The sequence below is a fragment of the Candidatus Cryosericum septentrionale genome, assembly GCF_003570995.1.
In the GTDB taxonomy this organism is placed as follows: Bacteria; Caldisericota; Caldisericia; order Cryosericales; family Cryosericaceae; genus Cryosericum; species Cryosericum septentrionale.
In genome coordinates this window covers 12,916-29,475 of the sequence record NZ_QXIY01000001.1, presented here as the reverse complement: position 1 = coordinate 29,475, position 16,560 = coordinate 12,916, and the positions used below count along the sequence as shown (strand labels likewise).

The window sequence follows — 16,560 nt, the reverse complement described above, 5'->3', positions numbered from 1 at the left end:
CTACCGTATAAAGATTCCCGCCACGTCCTTGATCGAGATCAGGACCATCATGCCGAGAAGCACGAACAAGCCGATGCTCTGGATTGTCCCCTGGCGCTCCGGCGAGATGCGGCGGCGGATGACGGCTTCTGCTAGCAGGAACAGGACCCAGCCGCCGTCCAACGCTGGAATGGGCAGAAGCTGCGTCAGCCCGATGGCCACCGAGATGATGCCGGTCAGCCATAACAGGCTCATGAACCCGCTCATGGCGGCTTCACCCGTCATGCGGGCAATGCCGATAGGGCCGGTCAGGGACTGGATACCTCTCTTCGTAAACAGCAGTGGAAGCGCCTTGATGTAGGTGACGATGTATTCTCCTGTGAACGTCAGCGCGCGCCAGACAGCCTTGAACGGGTTGTAGCGAACGAACCCAGGCCCATAGCCGATCGCAACATAGCCGAGGTTCGCATCCAGTGCGGGGGTCACGAGGATGTCGACCTGCGATCCATTGCGAGCGACGCGGATGTCGATCTGTTTGTTCTCGCTGGCTTGGACGGCAGCCGAGATCTGGTCAAAATCCTTCATGGGCACGCCGTCGATGGCAAGAATGTTGTCACCTGCCTTCAGGCCTGCCGCTTCTGCGAGAGAGGAAGGCGTCACCGTGCCCACCTTGGTGGATGCACGCGGGTCTCCAAGCGTCGAGAACACGATGCTGAAAATGAGGAACGCCAGGACCAGGTTGCCAAGCATGCCGCCAACCATCGTAAAGAGGCGAGCCCACCATCCCTTCGTATAGAAACCGTCGGGTGCGTCGTAATTGGACTCCATGCCCTTGATCTTCACATATGCAAGGATCGGCAACGCGTTGATCTTGAAGACCGTTCCGCGCCACGTACGGGACCACACGGTACGGCCAAACCCGAGTCCGAATTCCTCGGTCTGCGTATGGGAAGCGGCCGCGGCGAGCATGTGGCCACCCTCGTGGAACAGGGTCGCCAGCGTGAAGCTGAACACAAACGCGAGGATCGTAACAATTATCTGCACAGATCAGACTCCTTCCCGGTTGCCCGGCTGAGTGCTGTATCTCTTCTGATACCACTCTTCAGCCAGTTGGCGCCCGTGGGCGACGGCTTCGACATGTGCTCGGACACTCGGATTGAGGACCTCGTTCCCGACCTCGCTGAGCACGTATCGCAGGACTGCCACTATATCCCCAAACGTCCCCTGTGCAACGAGGAAGCGTGAAACAGCCACCTCGTCCGCACCAAGAAGCGCGAGCATGGACCGTGGAGAGCGCATCTCTGCCTCACGGCCAATGGCAAAAGCTTCAAACTTCGCGTCGATGGGCTCGAACGTAAGCTGTCCCAGTTCTTCCAGGCGCAAGCGGGTCACCTGTTCGTGCAGAGGGCGATCGGGAACCGACAATGCATATGCAATGGCGACGCGCATGTCGGGACGGTACACGACGGCACGGGTGGTGCCATCCCGGAACTCGACCAGACCGTGGACCACGGACTGGGGGTGCTGCACTGCAGTGATCCGCCAGGGGTCGACACCAAAAAGCACGTGCGTTTCAGCCAACTCGAGCGCCTTGTTGAACAGCGTCGCCGAGTCGACGGTCACCTTGCGGCCCATCCGCCACGAGGGATGCGCCAGCGCCTGTACCGCTGTCACACTGTCCAGCTCTGCCGCCGGCTTCGTTCGAAATGGACCGCCCGATGCAGTCAGTACAACGCGCTCGACAGTTTCGGGATCCTCACCCGCAAGGCACTGCCAGACCGCCGACAACTCACTGTCGATAGGACGCAGTTGTGCCCTGAATGGCTCCAGCAGGTCCCCCAGCGTGATGAGCAGTTCCTTGCTGGCGATGGCCATGGGTAATCCCAATCGCAGAAGATCGTAGACGACCTGCGCCAGGTCAGTGGAAGCTGCCGCGACGACAGGCATGTCAAGAGCGACCCTGCTGAGCATCGAGGGCAGGTCCTCATCGCTGGCCACCGGGATACTCAGATCATGACGCTCCAGCCTGATCATCAGCCGTTCACGCGCGGCATCGTCCGACATTGCGACGAAGCGCGGCCGAAAGGCCACCGCCTGCTCAGCGAGCAGTTCGTCGTTGGTGTGCGCGGTGAGACCGACGATGTGGTACCGCTCGGGCTGAGCGCGTACTACATCCAGCATCTGGGTTCCAATGGAACCCGTCGAACCAAAGAGCACAAGACCCTTGCTGCCTGTCATGAGCCACCGAACCTCCGGTTCCTGGATTTAAACTTGTGCACAATCATGTCGAGCGTCGCCGGCGTGAAATCCGGCCAGAGCACGTCCAGAAAGAACAACTCGGCATAGGCCATCTCCCACAGCAGAAAGTTGGATACCCGCGACTCTGCCCCGGTACGGACAACAATATCGGGGGGAACCTCACCCCTCAGCCACAGATACGAATCGAACCTGTCTTCGGTAAGATCTTCAGGCGCCGCCGTTCCCGCTGCACATTCGGCAGCAAACGTCTTTGCCGCGAGCAGGATCTCAGCCCGTCCTCCATAGTTGAGGGCGACGTTGAGATGAAGACCGTCGCAGAACGCCGTACGCTTCTCGATTGCCTCGACCGAAGCGCTGACGTCGCCGGGCAACGCCGCACGATCTCCGATGATCCGCACACGCACATGCTGAGAAATCAGCTCTGGCAACCATTTCGTAACCATCGAGACGAACAGCTGCAGGATGTAGCTCACTTCATCCGGCGGTCGCTTCCAGTTTTCCGTCGAGAAGGCAAAAATGGTCAAGGCGGTCACGCCCAACCCAGGCGCAGCCGCCACGATGTCATGTACTGCCTGAGCGCCCTGCCTGTGGCCGGCAATTCGAGGCAGTCCACGCTCGACCGCCCACCTGCCATTGCCGTCCATCACAATGGCGACATGAAGCTGACTGCTTGTGCTCACGACGTCAGGCGTCCCTACAGAGACAGGATCTCCTTCTCCTTGGCTTCGAAGGCTTTGTTGACCTCTGTGATGTGCTTGTCTGTAAGTTTGTCGAGCTCTTCCTCAAGCCGATGCTGCTCATCCTCGGAGAGTTCCTTTGCCTTCTCCTTCGCCTTGATGTCATCGCGAACATCACGCCGAACGGAGCGGATCTCTTCACGGAACTTCTCTGTGAGCTGAGAGATACGCGCTACCATCTTCTTCCGCTCGTCAAGAGTCAGATCCGGAAAGACGAGCCGTACACGCTGGCCGTCATTGGTGGGCGTAACGCCGATGTTGGCCTTCAGAATAGCGCGCTCAACTTCCTTCAACAGGCTCTTGTCCCATGGTTCCACGACAAGAATCTTCGCCTGTGGAGCCGAAATTGTAGCGACATCCTTCAGAGGGTTGCGCTGTCCGTAGGCCTCAACGACGACACCATCAACGTAGGCCGGCGTGATTCGACCAGCGCGAATCTCGGAGTAGTCCTTGAGAAGTGCCTGATGAGCAGCCTGCATCTTCGCATCGATTGGCGTGAAGTACTTGTCCACCTAAGCCTCCTTAATGAGAGTTCCAATGTCGCCTTGCATCACCGCCCGGACAATGTTACCGGGCTTGTTCATGTTGAACAACAGAATTGGGAGATGATTCTCGCGGCAAAGAGAGACGGCTGTCGCGTCCATCGCCTTCAGATGGTGTGCCAGAAACTGGTCGTACCCCAGCTGACGGTAGGGCGCCGCCATTTTATCCGTGCGTGGATCGCTCGAGTAGACTGCGTCCACGTTTGTGCCCTTCAGAAAGATGTCCGCTCCGACTTCAATGGCTCGAAGGGCACCCACGGTGTCCGTCGTGAAATACGGGAGACCGGTCCCTCCTACAAAAATGACGACGCGATTCCTGCGGAGGTGCTCAAGAGCCCGCTGGCGGATGTACGGCTCACAGACCTGATCCAGACGCAATGCCGACATTGCCCTCGCTTCGAGTCCCACCTGCTCGAACGCCGATTGCAGCGCCAGTCCGTTCATGATGGTCGCCAGCATCCCCATGTAGTCGGCCGTGGCACGGTCCAGACCCGTACCTTCGGCGTTGGCTCCTCGCCAGATGTTTCCGCCGCCGATGACCACACCGACCTGCACGCCGAGTCCAAGAAGCTGCTCCACCTCTCGCGAGATGAACTGCAGTACCGAGAAATCAATGCCAGAGGCGCCGCTGCCCTTCAGAGCCTCGCCACTGAGTTTCAGCACTACTCTCTTGTACAACGCCGCCATGGGTGTGAGTGTATGTCGAAGACTAGCAGACTGCGGGCTTGCCGCCAATTTTGAAGCGCGCAAACCGCGCGACTACGATGTTCTCGCCGGTCTTGGCAATCATCGCCTTGATGAGATCCTCGATCGTCTTGCTCTCATCACGGATATACGGCTGCCGCATCAGACAGTTCTCTTTATAATACGCTCCCAGCTTGCCCTCGATGATCTTCTCCCAGACCTGCTCCGGCTTCTTCTCAGCCTCGAGCTGAACGCGGTAGAGACCCTTCTCATGCTCGACGACGTCTGCCGGAACGTCCTCCGGACGAATGAAGGAAGGATCCGTGGCCGCGACCTGTATCGCAATCTCCTTGCCCAGACCTTGGAACTCCTCGGTCTTGGCGACGAAATCGGTCTCGCAGTTCAACTCGACCAGGACTCCCAGCTTGCCACCGGCGTGTATATAGGTGAAGACCATGCCGTCTCCAGCCTCACGTGACGACTTGGAAACAGCCTTGGCCAGTCCCTTCTCCCGCAGCACGTCGATAGCTTTGTCGATGTTCCCATCGCAAGCTACGAGTGCCTTCTTGCAGTCAAGGACACCGGCGCCGGTTCGTTCGCGCAGGGTCTTGACAGTCTGCATATCAATCGTTGCCATTATCTCACCTCATTCTCGTCGTCCGTGCTGTTCTCTACCTCTACCGCTATCTCCTTCGCCTTCTCAGCTTCATGGGCGAAGTCGGCCATGCTGGCGTGCTCCTCGTTTGCCTCGGACTGCTGCACGCCTTCGCGTCCCTCGATGAGGGCACTGGCCATGAGCGCGGTGATGAGACGGAGAGACCTGATTGCATCATCGTTTGCCGGAATCACGTAGTCGATCTCGTCAGGGTTGCAGTTGGTGTCGACGATGGCGACCACCGGAATGCCAAGCGCATGTGCTTCCTGGATGGCACTATGCTCCTTGTGAGTGTCGATGACATAGATGGCGCGAGGAAGACCTTCCATGGTACGAAGACCGCCGAACAGCTTGCTCAGGCGAGCCTTGGACTTCATGGTCTTCGTGCGTTCCTTGATTCCCATCGCCTCGACAGCGCCATCGGCTTCTTCGCGGTCGATCTGCTTCAAGTGGTCGATGCTCTTGCGAACAGTGGCGTAGTTGGTCATAAGACCGCCGACCCAGCGCTCGTTGACATACCAGGCGCCTGCACGGGTCGCTTCTTCGCGAACGATATCCTGTGCAGCCTTCTTGGTGCCAATGAAGATGACGTTGCCACCTTCGCGCGAAACCTTCGAAAGAAACGCGTACGCCTCGTCGAGCTTGGCGACGGTCTGTTTAAGGTCAAAGATGTGAATGCCGTTGCGCTGCGTGAAGATGAAATGCTTCATACGTGGATCCCATCTGCGGACCTGGTGACCAAAATGCACGCCTGCCTCGAGCAGGGACTTCATCGTTACAACTGCCACAATAGTGCCTCCTGTTAGTTTTTTGCCTCCGCTCGTTCACCTTCCGGAGAACCGCAATGCGGAACACTCCAGAATCCCGGGCGTGTGGAATCTTGCATGGCAATTGTACCAGAAAATGCCGCTGCTGGCAAGCGAGGCGCTGTGACGACTGGGAGGACGCAGGGGCCTTGGACGTCGACGTGCAGGCAATGCGGTGTCCAGATATCCGGATGCGGAGCTTCTCTACAATTGACTTGCATTTCATCGTCTCTACAATGAAAAGAGAGACAGAAAGCCCGCCTTTCTTTGTAAGGACACGCGCCTGCGAAAGAGCACGAGAGGGGCATGAGGAGGCACAATGGAAGAAGTCTTGCGGAACCTGAACAAGGAAATGGGTGTGACAGGGAGTGCCATTGTGAGCAAGGACGGCCTCGTCATTGCCAGCGCTCTAGACCAGGATGAGGAGTCTGTCGCCGGCATGGCGGCAAGCGTTTTTCAGAACGCTTCGACGACATCTGGCATTATGGCCATAGGGACGATTGGTATGATTACTCTCGAGAGTGACAAAGGCAAAGCCTTCATGATCGACCTGCCCGACGCGTTTCTCGTGGTTCTCACGAACTCGGAAGTGAACCTCGGGCGTCTGCGTATCGAGCTTCGCAAGGCGGCCAACCAGCTCACAACACAGATGTAGCCGCTGCTGCGCGCGGGCATTTCTGGCGCGGCACTGTCGGTCAGCCGACATCTCTGGTCGTATTGTGGTGCCACTCGGACGCAATGGGCTGTTCTCACGAACATGCGCTACGCGTACGCGACAATGTACAAGGAGGAACCATGCCGGACAGTTTTATGGACAAGCTCAAGAATGCTGCGGGCAAGGTCGCCGACGGAGCAAAGGACTTGGCGGCAAGCACAAAACTGAAGATGGACATCGCAGGTCTTCAGGGTAAGATCAAAGACGCGAAGCAGGAATTGGGCGTGAACGTGTACGCCATGCTTGAGCAGGGAAACACCATCGATAACATCACCGGCGCATTCGTCACCGTCCAGGCGGCAGTCGTCGAGTTTGAAGCTCAGATAGCTGCAAAACAGGTAGAACTCAAGAAGATCGGCGACAACAACGCCTGAGCTTTCTCTCCCCATAGAAGCCGTCGAAAGGCGTGCGCTCCCCGCGCACGCCTTTTTGTCTTCCCCGTTGCGGGTACACTGGTTTCATGACAGAACATGAGTTGCAGTTCCTGCTGCGAGAGCTGACGACCTCACAGAACTATGATGGCCAGATTGTCGGCCGACTGGACTTCGAAGCGCGGGAAGCGACGTTCGCCCCTCTGCCGCCTGCTGTGGACCCCGACTTGTCAGCCGACCTTGCAGACAAGGGGATCCGCGAGCTGTATGCCTTCCAGCGCGCCTGTTTCGACAGAGCCTGCGACGGCTACAACGTAACGGTGGTCAGCCCCACTGCGAGCGGAAAGAGCCTCGCCTTCCAGCTGCCGGTCCTGGACCATCTCCTCAAGCATCCGGGGGCAACAGCTCTGTTCCTCTACCCCACAAAGGCGCTTATCGAAGACCAGCTGGCCAAGTTGAGGGAAATGGAACGATGCATGGAACGCATCAACACCGCCGTCTATGATGGCGATACCGAGCCCGATGCGAGGCGCCAGCTACGTAAGTTCGGACGCCTCATCCTCTCCAACCCCGACAGTCTCCACTACAGCATTCTGCCGTATCACGAGAGCTGGTCACGGTTCATGCGCGGACTGGCGTTCATCGTCGTCGACGAAGGTCACTACTACCATGGCGTCCTGGGTTCGCACATGGCCCTGCTCCTGCGGCGTCTTCGGCGACTGGCCAACTTCTACGGCGCCCACCCCGTGTTCTTCGTCACATCCGCTACCATCGACGAACCCGGCAAGTTCGCTTCCCAGCTTACTGGAGAACTCGTCCACAACGTGGATTCGTCCGGAGCTCCCAAGGGACAGCAGACCCTCCTGCTCTTCAATCCGAAGATCGTCGACAAACAGAACAACATCCGCAAGAGCGTCATGAAGGAAGCGCTGTGGCTTTTTCAGCGCGCCGTTCAGGAAGACGTGCGAACGATCGTCTTTACGAAATCGCGCCAGGAAGCAGAGTTGTTGTACAAGTACGTCAGGGATGCCGGAGCAGGCAAGGGCCAGCGCCTTGGGGACCGCGTCGCGACCTACCGCGCAGGCTACCTCCCTGCTGTTCGCAGGGGCATCGAACACCGTCTTTCCTCCGGCGAGCTGACCGGCGTCATCGCGACCAATGCGCTCGAACTCGGCATCGACATCGGACACCTCGACGTGTCGATCACGGCGGGCTACCCTGGTTCCGTGACCAGCCTCTTTCAACAGATGGGACGGGCAGGGCGCGAACGAGACCATTCGCTGTCCGTGTTTGTGGCGTCATCGAACCCTCTCGACCAATATGTTGTTCAGACGCCGGGATTCCTGTCGTCAGGCCGCTTCGGCACGCCGACGATCAACCCTGGCAACGAGTACATCCTGAGCGCTCACCTCCGCTGCGCGGCATATGAACTCCCGCTGCGAGCAGCAATCGATGTCGAGTACTTCGGCCCGCAGTACACGCCGCTCGTTGAACAGTTGGAGGCAGACGGGAAGCTGCGCGCCCGTGGCCCGCTCGTCGTATCGACGGAGACCTATCCCCACCGGTTCGTCAGCCTGCGGACGCTGTCGGACAAACGCTACCACATTCTGAACCAAGGCGACGGGCAGGTCATCGAGGAAGCCGACGCCTACAAGGTCATCGAGGAATTCTACCCCGGTGCCGTGTTCCTCCATCAGGGAGACTCGTATCTCGTCACGGACAATGATCACGAACAGCAGGTCGTCCATGCCATCCCCACAACGCAGAACTACTACACCGATGCAATTATCCGGAGTGACGTCGTCGTCCAGAACGAACGGGAGCACCACGACTACGGCAACGTCGGCCTGTCGTTTGGCAAGGTCGTGGTGTCCGAGCAGACGGTCGGCTTCATCAAGAAGAGCTTTCACATCGAGACCGAGGTTGGGCGTGAATACATCGAGGCGCCCGAGATCAGTTATGAGACGATGGCGCTTTGGATCACTGTCCCTGACGCCATGCTCGATACGCTCAAGGAAGGTGGCTACGACATCGCAGGGAGCCTGCATGCCGCTGAGCACCTGCTCATCGCCCTGATGCCGATCGTCGTGCTGTGCGACCGGCGCGATCTCGGGGGCATTTCCACCATTCTTCACCGCGATACGTTGAAACCCAGCATTTTTGTTTACGATGGACATATTGGAGGCGTCGGCCTCACTGAATCGGCATACGGACGCTTTCACGACGTCGTACACCTTGCACTGGACAGAGTAACCGAGTGCCCCTGCAAGGATGGCTGTCCAAGCTGCGTGTACTCGCCCAAGTGTGGCAACAACAACAAGCCGCTGGACAAGAATGGTGCACGTGTTCTGCTCGGGCTCCTGCTCGACAAACTCGACACGACCACTAGAGGTGGCGAATGAGCGAAGAAGGAATGGTTGCTCTTCTCAAGGATGCACTACAGCTGGAAATCGAAGGATGGCTGTTCTACCGCGACGCAACGGGCACCCTGCCCGAAGGGGCGGTGCGTGACGTTTTCGTCTATCTGACCGAGCAGGAGGAGAAACACCGGCAGTACATCAACAAGGAACTGGACCACGTGCAGGCAGGCAGCATGCTGGACATCACTGGACTCGGAGCACTGAAAGAGACGACTCACGATGAAGTCCTGGTCGACGCCGTGCGCAGCGCAAAGGATCTCTCGCAGCACGAAGCCTCCGCGATTCACACGGGTATGCTGCTTGAGCGCAATTCATGGGAATTCTATCATACAGCGGCCCAAAAGGCCACCCAGCCCGACGAGGCTTCACTCTACCGACAGCTGGAAGAATGGGAGAAACTCCACCTTCATCTTCTCGAGAAGGCATACGACCTCCTCAAAGAGCGCATCTGGGCGGAGAACCGTTTCGCACCGTTCTAGAGAGCAGCATCCTCCCTGAACCCCAGACACTTGCCCGCTATGAGGTGAACGTGCAGGTGTGACACGGTCTGTCCACCTTCGGCGCCGGAATTGATGATGACGCGATACCCTGCTTCAAGGTGATACTTGACCGCGATCAGCCGGACAACCTCGAAGAGGTGAACGATCAGTCCATTGTCTTCTGTGCTGAGAGCATCGATGCGAGCGATGTGCTTGCGGGGGATCACGAGCAGGTGTACCGGCGCCTTCGGGAATCGGTCCTTGATGACGAAGACCGTCTCATCCTCGTAGACATATTCGGCCGGCGCTTCATGCCGGCCGACACGGCAGAAGACACAGTCCTGTTCGTTCGCGCCCATCATGCGGCTACGCCCCCGGAAAGGACGACCCGGTCGCCGTCGAAGTGACAGCCCTCGACACGAACGACGACAAAGCTGTCGCGTTCGAGCATCTCGTTCCCGTGCGTCCGTCCCTCCGTCCAGAGGTAGTGCTCTGAGTACCCTTCGACCTCCCCGGGGGAGGACTTCTCCGATACAATCGTTACGTCCCGACCGATGAACCGACGGGCAAATGCCATGCCCGTCTGCTCCGCGACCTCAAGCACACGGTGCAGCCGCTCCTTCGCGACTCCCGCCGGGACCTGACTCTTTTCACGCGCCGCAGGGGTGAACGGACGAGGTGAATAGGGAAAGACATGGACCTTGGCGAACGCCGCAAGCCGGACCACGTCCAAGGTATCCTGCAGGTCCTGCTCGGTCTCGCCGGGGAACCCGACGATGACGTCTGTCGTCAGGGCAAACGACGGATCGACCGCCCGCAGGCGTTGCACACTGCCGAGCAGGTCCTTCGATGCGTACGGCCGACGCATGCGCCTCAGCACTGCGTCACTGCCGCTCTGCAAGGGAAGATGCAGCTGCGGACACAGCGCGCCATGGTTTGCAAACTGGCTGACCAGTGCTTCCGTGATCGCGTCCGGGTTCAGCGAGCTGATGCGTACACGAGTCGGAAGCCCTGCAGCCTCAAGCGCCCTCAGCATGCTTTCCAGCAGGACGGGCAGCCTGTCCTGCACCTCCTCACGAGCATGTTTTTCCAATGCGAGTGGCGTCTGTCCATACTTGCCTATCTCCGTCCCGGTCAGCACAACTTCCTTGACACCTGCCGTCGCCAACCCCATGACTTCGTCTACTGCCATGTCGACCGGCTTGGATTCCAGGCGCGAGCCACGCACAAACGGTACCACGCAATAGGTGCACATGTTGTCGCAGCCCTCCTGAACACGCACATCCACGCGGTTGCGAGGGCCCGCTCTCCGGATGCGCCCGTCGACCCATCGCGCAACGGTCTGGGCTGTGTCACCTGAGCCGACGACAAACCTCGCCACTTCCGCTCGATCACGCATGGCAACGACGGCGACACCGGCAGGAGCTTGCGTACGTGTCAGGTTCAGCAGTGCTGCCCCGCATCCGGTGAGATACACGGGGGCACCCGGCCGTTCGCGCAGGGCACGGCGCACAAACTGCAGGCTCTGAGCCTGAGCCCGGTTCGTGACACTACACGAGTTCACGATAACGGCGTCGGCTTCAGTCAGCGTTATGGTCGTCTCGGCGCCCAGCATACGTATTTCCTGTGCATAGAGTTCGGAGTCGACCTCGTTGACCTTGCAACCAAGCGTGTAGATGAACACCTTCATGATGTCGCCTGCAACTCCCGCACCATGAGCATGGTGGCGAACCCGGCCAGCTCGCTCCTGAGAATGCCTGTGCTGAGGCGAACGGCCAAGGCGCCTCGTTCGATGAGCAGAGCCTCCTCGGGCCCCGAGAACCCACCCTCCGGGCCTACTGCGACCGCAACCGAACCATCCAGAGCATATGTCCCGTCACGCGCAAGTCCCATCATGGTCGAGGCTGCGCGAGGAGACATCATGATCAGGCTGTCCACAGGGCCGGCACATGACAAAGCACCCTGGAGCCCTGTTGCCAGTTCGACTGTTGGGACGTTACCTGTCTCGGCCTGCTCGGCCGAAGACAGAGCCACCTGACTCAGGCGCTCGAGCCGCCCGGCAACATTCCATGGCTGGCTGCGCTCAGCGGCATACAGGACGAAACGATGCACTCCCAGCGGAGCACAAACGTGGACAACGTCATCGAGCAGTGCAGGTCGGATGATTGCCTGCAAAAGGGTGACGGGGTGCAGGGAAAAGGGCGACTGGCGGACGCCCGCCACGGAAACGGCAAGGCCGGATCTGGAGGCATCTTCAACAACCGCGTCATACAGTTCTCCTGCGTGAAACAGGACGATCCGTTCGCCGTGACGAGCACGGAGGACATCTGCAATGTGGTGTGCAGCAGGCGTGCCCCCAAGCATGACATGTTCGCCCAGCCTGAGCGACCGACCCACCTCGAACGCCGGCATGTGTCAGCCGCTACCCGAGACCCTGCCGAGGTATCCTGCGAAACTCTCCAGGACCGTGATGGCCCGGATGTAGTTCATGCGGATGGGGCCGACGAGACCGAGAACGCCCCTCTGGTTCGAATCAAGCGAGTAGCTCACCGACACGAGGCTGAAGCTCCTCAGTTCCTCCCGTTGGTTCTCCTCTCCGATGAACAGGCTGATCTCTCCCCGATCGCTCAGCGAGTTCAGGTAGGGTTTCACGACCTCTTCGCGACTCAGGAAGGTGCTTAGTGTGGAAAACGCTGCAACCTGGTCATCGGGAAGCTCGCTCAGCATCTGTTCGATACCCCGGACAAAGATCTGACTCTCTCCCTTGCGCAACTCGCCTTCCATAAGCTGGGCCACGGCGTCCAGAACACCTCCATAGCGCAGAGCAAAGTCTTGTGGCAGCATGTTGCCAAAGCGAAGGGTATGAATGCCCTCTTCGAGGCTCTTCCCGCGGAGTTCCCTGGCAAAAATGGCATTGATGTCTGCGAGTTCCTGCTCAGTCGTGTCTGCCGGAGCAAGCAGCTTGTATCCCTCGACGCTCTCGCGGTCAGTGATGAAGACCAGCATGAGCACTGTTTCACTGAACGGCACGAGGCTGACATGACGCAGAGTCACAGAGTTGATCGGGGGAGACAGGACAAAACTCACCTTCTTCGTGCGGTCAGACACGGCCGTCGCCACACCGTCGAACAGACGTGGAAGACTCTCGTACCGCAGTGGGAGATCCATCGGTCCAGTGAACATGCGGTGACGCGTCGCCTCGACGAGGAATGCCGAGATATACATGTGATACGCCAGGACCGTCGGAACGCGCCCGGCGGATACATGAGGCTGCTGAAGATATCCCATGCTGCTAAGCTCCGCCATTTCATTGCGGATCGTCGCAGACGAGAGGTCGTTGCCCAGTTGGCTGGTTACGAATCCCGAACTGACAGGCTCGCCGTCGTCCATGTACTTCCGGACGATGGCCAGCAATATGCGCTTCTGCCGTTCTGTCAGGAACATCTATCTCACCTCATCTATTGTACCGATTAGCGCCGGGCTGACAAGCAAGAAGCGGGCGGCCGCCACAAAGGCAACCGCCCGCTCTCGAGGACTGTGAAGGTGTCCTAACTCTTCTGGAGCAGGGCGTCGACCTTCGTTGTGATGGCCCGCTTTGGAACGGCGCCGACAACCTGGTCGACGACGACGCCGCCCTTAAACAATGCCAGCGTCGGTATGCTCATGATACCATAGCGAGCGGAAATCTCCTGATTCTCGTCCACATTCAGACGAGCGACCTTCAACTTACCTGCATATTCATTGGCAATCTCAGAAACGACTGGTGCAATCATGCGGCATGGGGCGCACCACGTAGCCCAGAAATCGACCAGGACAGGTAGCGAAGAAGAGAGTACCTCGGTCTGAAAATTCGCGGTTGTTGCAACAATCTCGTTGTCTTCCATGTGTTCCTCCTTGCAGGATTGTCTGCTCAATGCCATGTCTGCTTCGCCACTCTATTTGAGCCCACTGTATGTGAGAAGAAGTCTCTCCAGGCGCTCCAGTTCCTTCTCGGGGGTAAGATCCTGTTGCACGCGACAGCCGACTTCGTTGAGAAGGATGTCGGTTCCGATGCGACCTATGGCCGCATGAGCAGCCACAAGCTGTGCAAGGACTTCATCGCACGGACGACCTTCGTCGACCATCTTCTGAATCCCGCGCAACTGCCCTTCGACACGTCGAAGGCTATGCAAGACCTTTGTCTTCTCCATCATATACCCCTTGGGGTATAGTAGGCAGAAAGTTGCCGTTGTCAAGAATTCCTATAGTATAATAGGGTAGAATAGGGTAGAGTCTGGAGGTGTTATATGAAGCGAGTGTTGACCAGTCTGGTCGTTCTTCTTGTCGTGTTTGCCGTCCTCGCAGTCGTCATTGGCCAGTTGCCAATAGAGCCCGTTAAGCTGCCGATTCCGTTCTTCCCGACAATACAGACGTCAGTCAAAGCAGTAGCCTACGCCTCCTTCTTCATCGGTCTGCTGCTTGCCACAGTGATCGCTTTCGCCGGCGACATAGCCCTCCGGAAGAGGTTTCGCGCGATGATGCTTGACCAGAACAAGCGGCTGAAAACAGGCGGCGAGAGCAAGGACATCGCCGATACCACAGCGACAACTCTTCCCAGCGAGCGCAAATCTCCAGAATGAACCGGCACAGCACTGTCCAGATTACCCGCGCCGCCCTCATTGCCGCAATGTACATCGTCTTCACAATGGTTCCACCCTTCAATGCCATCAGCTATGGAGCCGTGCAGTTCCGGCTGGGAGAGGCTCTAGTCCTACTGCCATTTCTGCTCGACGAGGCAGTCGTTGGCGTGGTCGTCGGTTGTCTTGTCGCCAACCTGTTCTCCCCGTTTGGCCTCATCGACGTCGTTATCGGTACCAGTGTGACTGCGCTGGCCGCCCTTCTCACAAGACGTTTGCGCAGAACCGGTAAGCTCTGGCTGGCAGCCATACCGCCGATCGTCCTCAACGCGCTCATCGTGTCCGCCTACGTATCGACACTCACCCTGCCGGGCGCTGAGAACCTGCCTCTCACACACAGCCTCACGGCGGGGTTGCGCTTCATCCTGGCGCACTTCTCCTGGGGAGTCTACGTGCCGGTGGCGCTCTCGATCCTGGCTGGTGAGGCGGCCGTTGTCATTCTTCTCGGCCTTCCCGTACTTGTCCTGGTCCGTCACAATATCCGCCCCGTGGGGGAAGTTCGATGACCTATACCGTCGCTCTTGCCCAGGTGAACCCTGCGTGCGGTGACCTGGAATACAACGTGAAGATGCACGTCGCCCAGACGGAGCAAGCATGTGAAGCCGGCGCCGACCTGATTGTGTTTCCCGAGCTGTCACTCTCCGGATACCTGCTCAAGGACCAGACGCTTGACGTCATGCGCCGCGCCGACTGCCCCGAATTCGCCGGCCTCCGTGAGCTTTCGCGCCACATCGCGATCTGCGCAGGCTTCGTCGAAGAAGGCGAAGACGGCATTCCCTACAACAGTGCGTTCTTCATGGATGCCGGTGAAGTCTGCCACGTCCACCGCAAGATGTACCTGCCCACACACGGCATGTTCGAGGAACTCAAGTTCCTTGGACGCGGGAAGGAACTCTCGGTCTTCGACACACGCTTCGGGCGCACTGGCATCGTCATCTGTCGTGACCTGTTCCATCCCCTCGAGGTGTCCACGATGGCAGCTCTCGGCGTGGAGCTACTACTGGCGCCCAGTGCCATGCCGGCACGTGGATTTGGCGGCGAGGAACTGGCAATCGAGCAGACCGTCAGCTTGGCCCTCGGTTCGGCCAGCACGTTTCTCGGGATGTTCGTCGTGTACGTGAACCGCGTTGGATTCGACGACGGGCTCGGCTTCTACGGAGGTTCGGCTCTGAGCGACCCAGTCGGAGGCATCACCGTCTCGGCCCCACGGTTTGAGGCAGTGCAGCTCCTCGGGACCATCGACACGTCCCACATTGCACGACACCGCTACCAGCTTCCCATTCGCCGGGAGGAAGACTTGGCAATCGTACGCCATGCTCTGGAAACGAGGAGGAACTCATGACACCCGATACCCTCGCCCTCAACAACGAATTTGTCTACGACTATCTCAAACGCTTCGTCCAGGAAGAGCTGCACACGAGCGGGTTCACAGAGGCGTGCATCGCCCTTTCCGGTGGACTCGACTCTGCGCTGGTGCTCAAACTGGCCGTCGACGCTCTCGGAGCCGACCATGTTCACGCCATCTTCCTTCCCTACAAGGCCAGTTCAGCTGAAAGCAAGCGGGATGCCCATACGATGTTCGAGTTCTGTGGCATTCCCTGGCAGGAGCTGGACATCAGCGGCATGGCCGATGCATACCTTGCATTGCAGCCCGGCATCGACCGGCTGCGGACGGGCAACCTGCTGGCTCGCCTGCGCATGGCCGTCATCTTCGACCAGTCGAAGAAGGAGAACGCCCTCGTCGTCGGAACCAGCAACAAGAGCGAACTGCTGGTCGGCTACTCGACGTGGTATGGTGACATGGCATGTGCCCTCATGCCTATCGGCGACCTGTACAAGACTCAGGTGCGGTCACTCGCGCGTCACCTCGGACTGCCGCAGCAGGTCATCGCCAAGCTGCCTTCCGCCGACCTCTGGACCGGCCAGACGGATGAGGGAGAAATCGGCGTGAGCTACGAGACGCTCGACCAGGTCCTGTTCCTCCTGGTCGACCAGCGGTGCTCGTCCGCCGAAGTCAACTCGGAAGGCTTCGAACTCGACCTTGTGCAACGGGTCGAGCGCAAGATTCTGACATCCCAGTTCAAACGCGTCCCTCCTCCTATCGCCAAGCTGTCGCAGCGCACCGTCGGCATCGATTTCCTCTACCCGCGCGACTGGCGTAAGTAGTCCGCGCCACCTCAAGGCATTGATCAACAAAGAACGCCTCGGTCTGATGGCCGGGGCGTTTGCTGTCAAGC

21 protein-coding genes are annotated in these 16,560 nt (G+C 58.9%); 8 read left to right on the top strand and 13 right to left on the bottom strand.

All coding sequences use genetic code 11. From position 1 onward, the window contains the following. From SMC1_RS00160 to rpsB, 7 genes are read right to left on the bottom strand one after another with little or no spacing between them, the layout of a single operon-like run. Positions 1 to 1,023 carry a M50 family metallopeptidase gene (locus tag SMC1_RS00160; RefSeq protein ID WP_119084796.1) on the bottom strand — a complete coding sequence of 341 codons (1,023 nt, stop codon included), beginning with the start codon at positions 1,021 to 1,023 and terminating at the stop codon, positions 1 to 3. Positions 1,024 to 1,026: 3 nt separating this feature from the next. Further along, positions 1,027 to 2,217 (bottom strand): 1-deoxy-D-xylulose-5-phosphate reductoisomerase, encoded by a 1,191-nt coding sequence (locus SMC1_RS00155; protein WP_119084795.1) that lies wholly within the window; start codon positions 2,215 to 2,217, stop codon positions 1,027 to 1,029. After that, entirely contained in the window at positions 2,214 to 2,918 is a 705-nt protein-coding gene (gene uppS, locus SMC1_RS00150) for a polyprenyl diphosphate synthase (protein WP_207799238.1), read from the bottom strand. The genes SMC1_RS00155 and uppS overlap by 4 nt, the downstream gene beginning before the upstream one ends. Positions 2,919 to 2,932: 14 nt before the next feature. Beyond that, positions 2,933 to 3,487, bottom strand: coding sequence for a ribosome recycling factor (gene frr, locus SMC1_RS00145; RefSeq protein ID WP_207799237.1), 555 nt, complete (start codon positions 3,485 to 3,487; stop codon positions 2,933 to 2,935). Then, positions 3,488 to 4,204, bottom strand: a complete 717-nt coding sequence (gene pyrH, locus SMC1_RS00140) for a UMP kinase (protein ID WP_119084794.1) — start codon at positions 4,202 to 4,204, stop codon at positions 3,488 to 3,490. A gap of 22 nt (positions 4,205 to 4,226) precedes the next feature. After that, positions 4,227 to 4,838 (bottom strand): translation elongation factor Ts, encoded by a 612-nt coding sequence (gene tsf, locus SMC1_RS00135; RefSeq protein ID WP_119084793.1) that lies wholly within the window; start codon positions 4,836 to 4,838, stop codon positions 4,227 to 4,229. After that, the gene (gene rpsB, locus SMC1_RS00130; RefSeq protein ID WP_119084792.1) at positions 4,838 to 5,644 is read right to left on the bottom strand and encodes a 30S ribosomal protein S2; all 807 of its coding nucleotides are present in this window, start codon (positions 5,642 to 5,644) and stop codon (positions 4,838 to 4,840) included. The genes tsf and rpsB overlap by 1 nt, the downstream gene beginning before the upstream one ends. A gap of 337 nt (positions 5,645 to 5,981) precedes the next feature. Here rpsB and SMC1_RS00125 point away from each other — a divergent pair, with 337 nt between their 5' ends. The 4 genes from SMC1_RS00125 (at position 5,982) to SMC1_RS00110 (ending at position 9,647) form a co-directional block, all read left to right on the top strand. Beyond that, complete coding sequence (locus tag SMC1_RS00125) at positions 5,982 to 6,317, top strand: roadblock/LC7 domain-containing protein (RefSeq protein WP_119084791.1); 336 nt, start codon at positions 5,982 to 5,984, stop codon at positions 6,315 to 6,317. A 140-nt stretch (positions 6,318 to 6,457) separates the two neighbouring features. After that, positions 6,458 to 6,751, top strand: coding sequence for a hypothetical protein (locus SMC1_RS00120; protein ID WP_119084790.1), 294 nt, complete (start codon positions 6,458 to 6,460; stop codon positions 6,749 to 6,751). An 86-nt stretch (positions 6,752 to 6,837) separates the two neighbouring features. Next, positions 6,838 to 9,150 (top strand): DEAD/DEAH box helicase, encoded by a 2,313-nt coding sequence (locus tag SMC1_RS00115; protein ID WP_119084789.1) that lies wholly within the window; start codon positions 6,838 to 6,840, stop codon positions 9,148 to 9,150. Further along, a complete protein-coding gene (locus SMC1_RS00110) occupies positions 9,147 to 9,647 on the top strand; it encodes a ferritin-like domain-containing protein (protein ID WP_119084788.1) in 501 nt (166 codons plus the stop codon). The genes SMC1_RS00115 and SMC1_RS00110 overlap by 4 nt, the downstream gene beginning before the upstream one ends. On the opposite strand, the gene SMC1_RS00105 is transcribed toward SMC1_RS00110, so the two are convergent. The 6 genes from SMC1_RS00105 to SMC1_RS00080 all read right to left on the bottom strand — a co-directional run bounded on the left by SMC1_RS00105 (position 9,644) and on the right by SMC1_RS00080 (position 13,837). Beyond that, positions 9,644 to 10,009 carry an HIT domain-containing protein gene (locus SMC1_RS00105; protein WP_207799236.1) on the bottom strand — a complete coding sequence of 122 codons (366 nt, stop codon included), beginning with the start codon at positions 10,007 to 10,009 and terminating at the stop codon, positions 9,644 to 9,646. The genes SMC1_RS00110 and SMC1_RS00105 overlap by 4 nt on opposite strands. Further along, entirely contained in the window at positions 10,006 to 11,337 is a 1,332-nt protein-coding gene (locus tag SMC1_RS00100) for a MiaB/RimO family radical SAM methylthiotransferase (RefSeq protein WP_119084787.1), read from the bottom strand. Before SMC1_RS00100 ends, SMC1_RS00105 begins: the two co-directional genes overlap by 4 nt. Further along, complete coding sequence (locus SMC1_RS00095) at positions 11,334 to 12,059, bottom strand: RsmE family RNA methyltransferase (protein ID WP_119084786.1); 726 nt, start codon at positions 12,057 to 12,059, stop codon at positions 11,334 to 11,336. Before SMC1_RS00095 ends, SMC1_RS00100 begins: the two co-directional genes overlap by 4 nt. A 3-nt stretch (positions 12,060 to 12,062) precedes the next feature. Continuing rightward, entirely contained in the window at positions 12,063 to 13,091 is a 1,029-nt protein-coding gene (gene hrcA, locus SMC1_RS00090; protein WP_119084785.1) for a heat-inducible transcriptional repressor HrcA, read from the bottom strand. Between the two features lie 104 nt (positions 13,092 to 13,195). Then, a complete protein-coding gene (trxA, locus tag SMC1_RS00085; protein WP_119084784.1) occupies positions 13,196 to 13,531 on the bottom strand; it encodes a thioredoxin in 336 nt (111 codons plus the stop codon). Positions 13,532 to 13,582: 51 nt separating this feature from the next. Then, complete coding sequence (locus tag SMC1_RS00080; RefSeq protein ID WP_165845014.1) at positions 13,583 to 13,837, bottom strand: metal-sensitive transcriptional regulator; 255 nt, start codon at positions 13,835 to 13,837, stop codon at positions 13,583 to 13,585. Between the two features lie 96 nt (positions 13,838 to 13,933). Here SMC1_RS00080 and SMC1_RS00075 point away from each other — a divergent pair, with 96 nt between their 5' ends. The 4 genes from SMC1_RS00075 to SMC1_RS00060 are packed head-to-tail and all read left to right on the top strand — an operon-like array spanning position 13,934 to position 16,489. Then, positions 13,934 to 14,266, top strand: coding sequence for a hypothetical protein (locus SMC1_RS00075; RefSeq protein ID WP_119084782.1), 333 nt, complete (start codon positions 13,934 to 13,936; stop codon positions 14,264 to 14,266). Further along, positions 14,263 to 14,829 carry a QueT transporter family protein gene (locus SMC1_RS00070; RefSeq protein ID WP_119084781.1) on the top strand — a complete coding sequence of 189 codons (567 nt, stop codon included), beginning with the start codon at positions 14,263 to 14,265 and terminating at the stop codon, positions 14,827 to 14,829. The genes SMC1_RS00075 and SMC1_RS00070 overlap by 4 nt, the downstream gene beginning before the upstream one ends. Further along, positions 14,826 to 15,665, top strand: coding sequence for a nitrilase-related carbon-nitrogen hydrolase (locus SMC1_RS00065; RefSeq protein WP_119084780.1), 840 nt, complete (start codon positions 14,826 to 14,828; stop codon positions 15,663 to 15,665). Before SMC1_RS00070 ends, SMC1_RS00065 begins: the two co-directional genes overlap by 4 nt. Further along, a complete protein-coding gene (locus SMC1_RS00060) occupies positions 15,662 to 16,489 on the top strand; it encodes an NAD+ synthase (RefSeq protein WP_119084779.1) in 828 nt (275 codons plus the stop codon). Before SMC1_RS00065 ends, SMC1_RS00060 begins: the two co-directional genes overlap by 4 nt. Positions 16,490 to 16,560: the final 71 nt, after the last annotated feature.

Bases quoted from the DNA above. Each gene is read 5' to 3' on its own strand.
- SMC1_RS00065 (WP_119084780.1), top strand. From the start codon at position 14,826: ATGACCTATACCGTCGCTCTTGCCCAGGTGAACCCTGCGTGCGGTGAC.
- SMC1_RS00155 (WP_119084795.1), bottom strand. From the start codon at position 2,217: ATGACAGGCAGCAAGGGTCTTGTGCTCTTTGGTTCGACGGGTTCCATT.
- SMC1_RS00060 (WP_119084779.1), top strand. From the start codon at position 15,662: ATGACACCCGATACCCTCGCCCTCAACAACGAATTTGTCTACGACTAT.
- SMC1_RS00080 (WP_165845014.1), bottom strand. From the start codon at position 13,837: ATGGAGAAGACAAAGGTCTTGCATAGCCTTCGACGTGTCGAAGGGCAG.
- SMC1_RS00125 (WP_119084791.1), top strand. From the start codon at position 5,982: ATGGAAGAAGTCTTGCGGAACCTGAACAAGGAAATGGGTGTGACAGGG.
- SMC1_RS00115 (WP_119084789.1), top strand. From the start codon at position 6,838: ATGACAGAACATGAGTTGCAGTTCCTGCTGCGAGAGCTGACGACCTCA.
- trxA (WP_119084784.1), bottom strand. From the start codon at position 13,531: ATGGAAGACAACGAGATTGTTGCAACAACCGCGAATTTTCAGACCGAG.
- hrcA (WP_119084785.1), bottom strand. From the start codon at position 13,091: ATGTTCCTGACAGAACGGCAGAAGCGCATATTGCTGGCCATCGTCCGG.
- tsf (WP_119084793.1), bottom strand. From the start codon at position 4,838: ATGGCAACGATTGATATGCAGACTGTCAAGACCCTGCGCGAACGAACC.
- pyrH (WP_119084794.1), bottom strand. From the start codon at position 4,204: ATGGCGGCGTTGTACAAGAGAGTAGTGCTGAAACTCAGTGGCGAGGCT.
- SMC1_RS00110 (WP_119084788.1), top strand. From the start codon at position 9,147: ATGAGCGAAGAAGGAATGGTTGCTCTTCTCAAGGATGCACTACAGCTG.
- SMC1_RS00095 (WP_119084786.1), bottom strand. From the start codon at position 12,059: ATGCCGGCGTTCGAGGTGGGTCGGTCGCTCAGGCTGGGCGAACATGTC.
- SMC1_RS00105 (WP_207799236.1), bottom strand. From the start codon at position 10,009: ATGATGGGCGCGAACGAACAGGACTGTGTCTTCTGCCGTGTCGGCCGG.
- SMC1_RS00075 (WP_119084782.1), top strand. From the start codon at position 13,934: ATGAAGCGAGTGTTGACCAGTCTGGTCGTTCTTCTTGTCGTGTTTGCC.
- SMC1_RS00100 (WP_119084787.1), bottom strand. From the start codon at position 11,337: ATGAAGGTGTTCATCTACACGCTTGGTTGCAAGGTCAACGAGGTCGAC.
- SMC1_RS00120 (WP_119084790.1), top strand. From the start codon at position 6,458: ATGCCGGACAGTTTTATGGACAAGCTCAAGAATGCTGCGGGCAAGGTC.
- SMC1_RS00070 (WP_119084781.1), top strand. From the start codon at position 14,263: ATGAACCGGCACAGCACTGTCCAGATTACCCGCGCCGCCCTCATTGCC.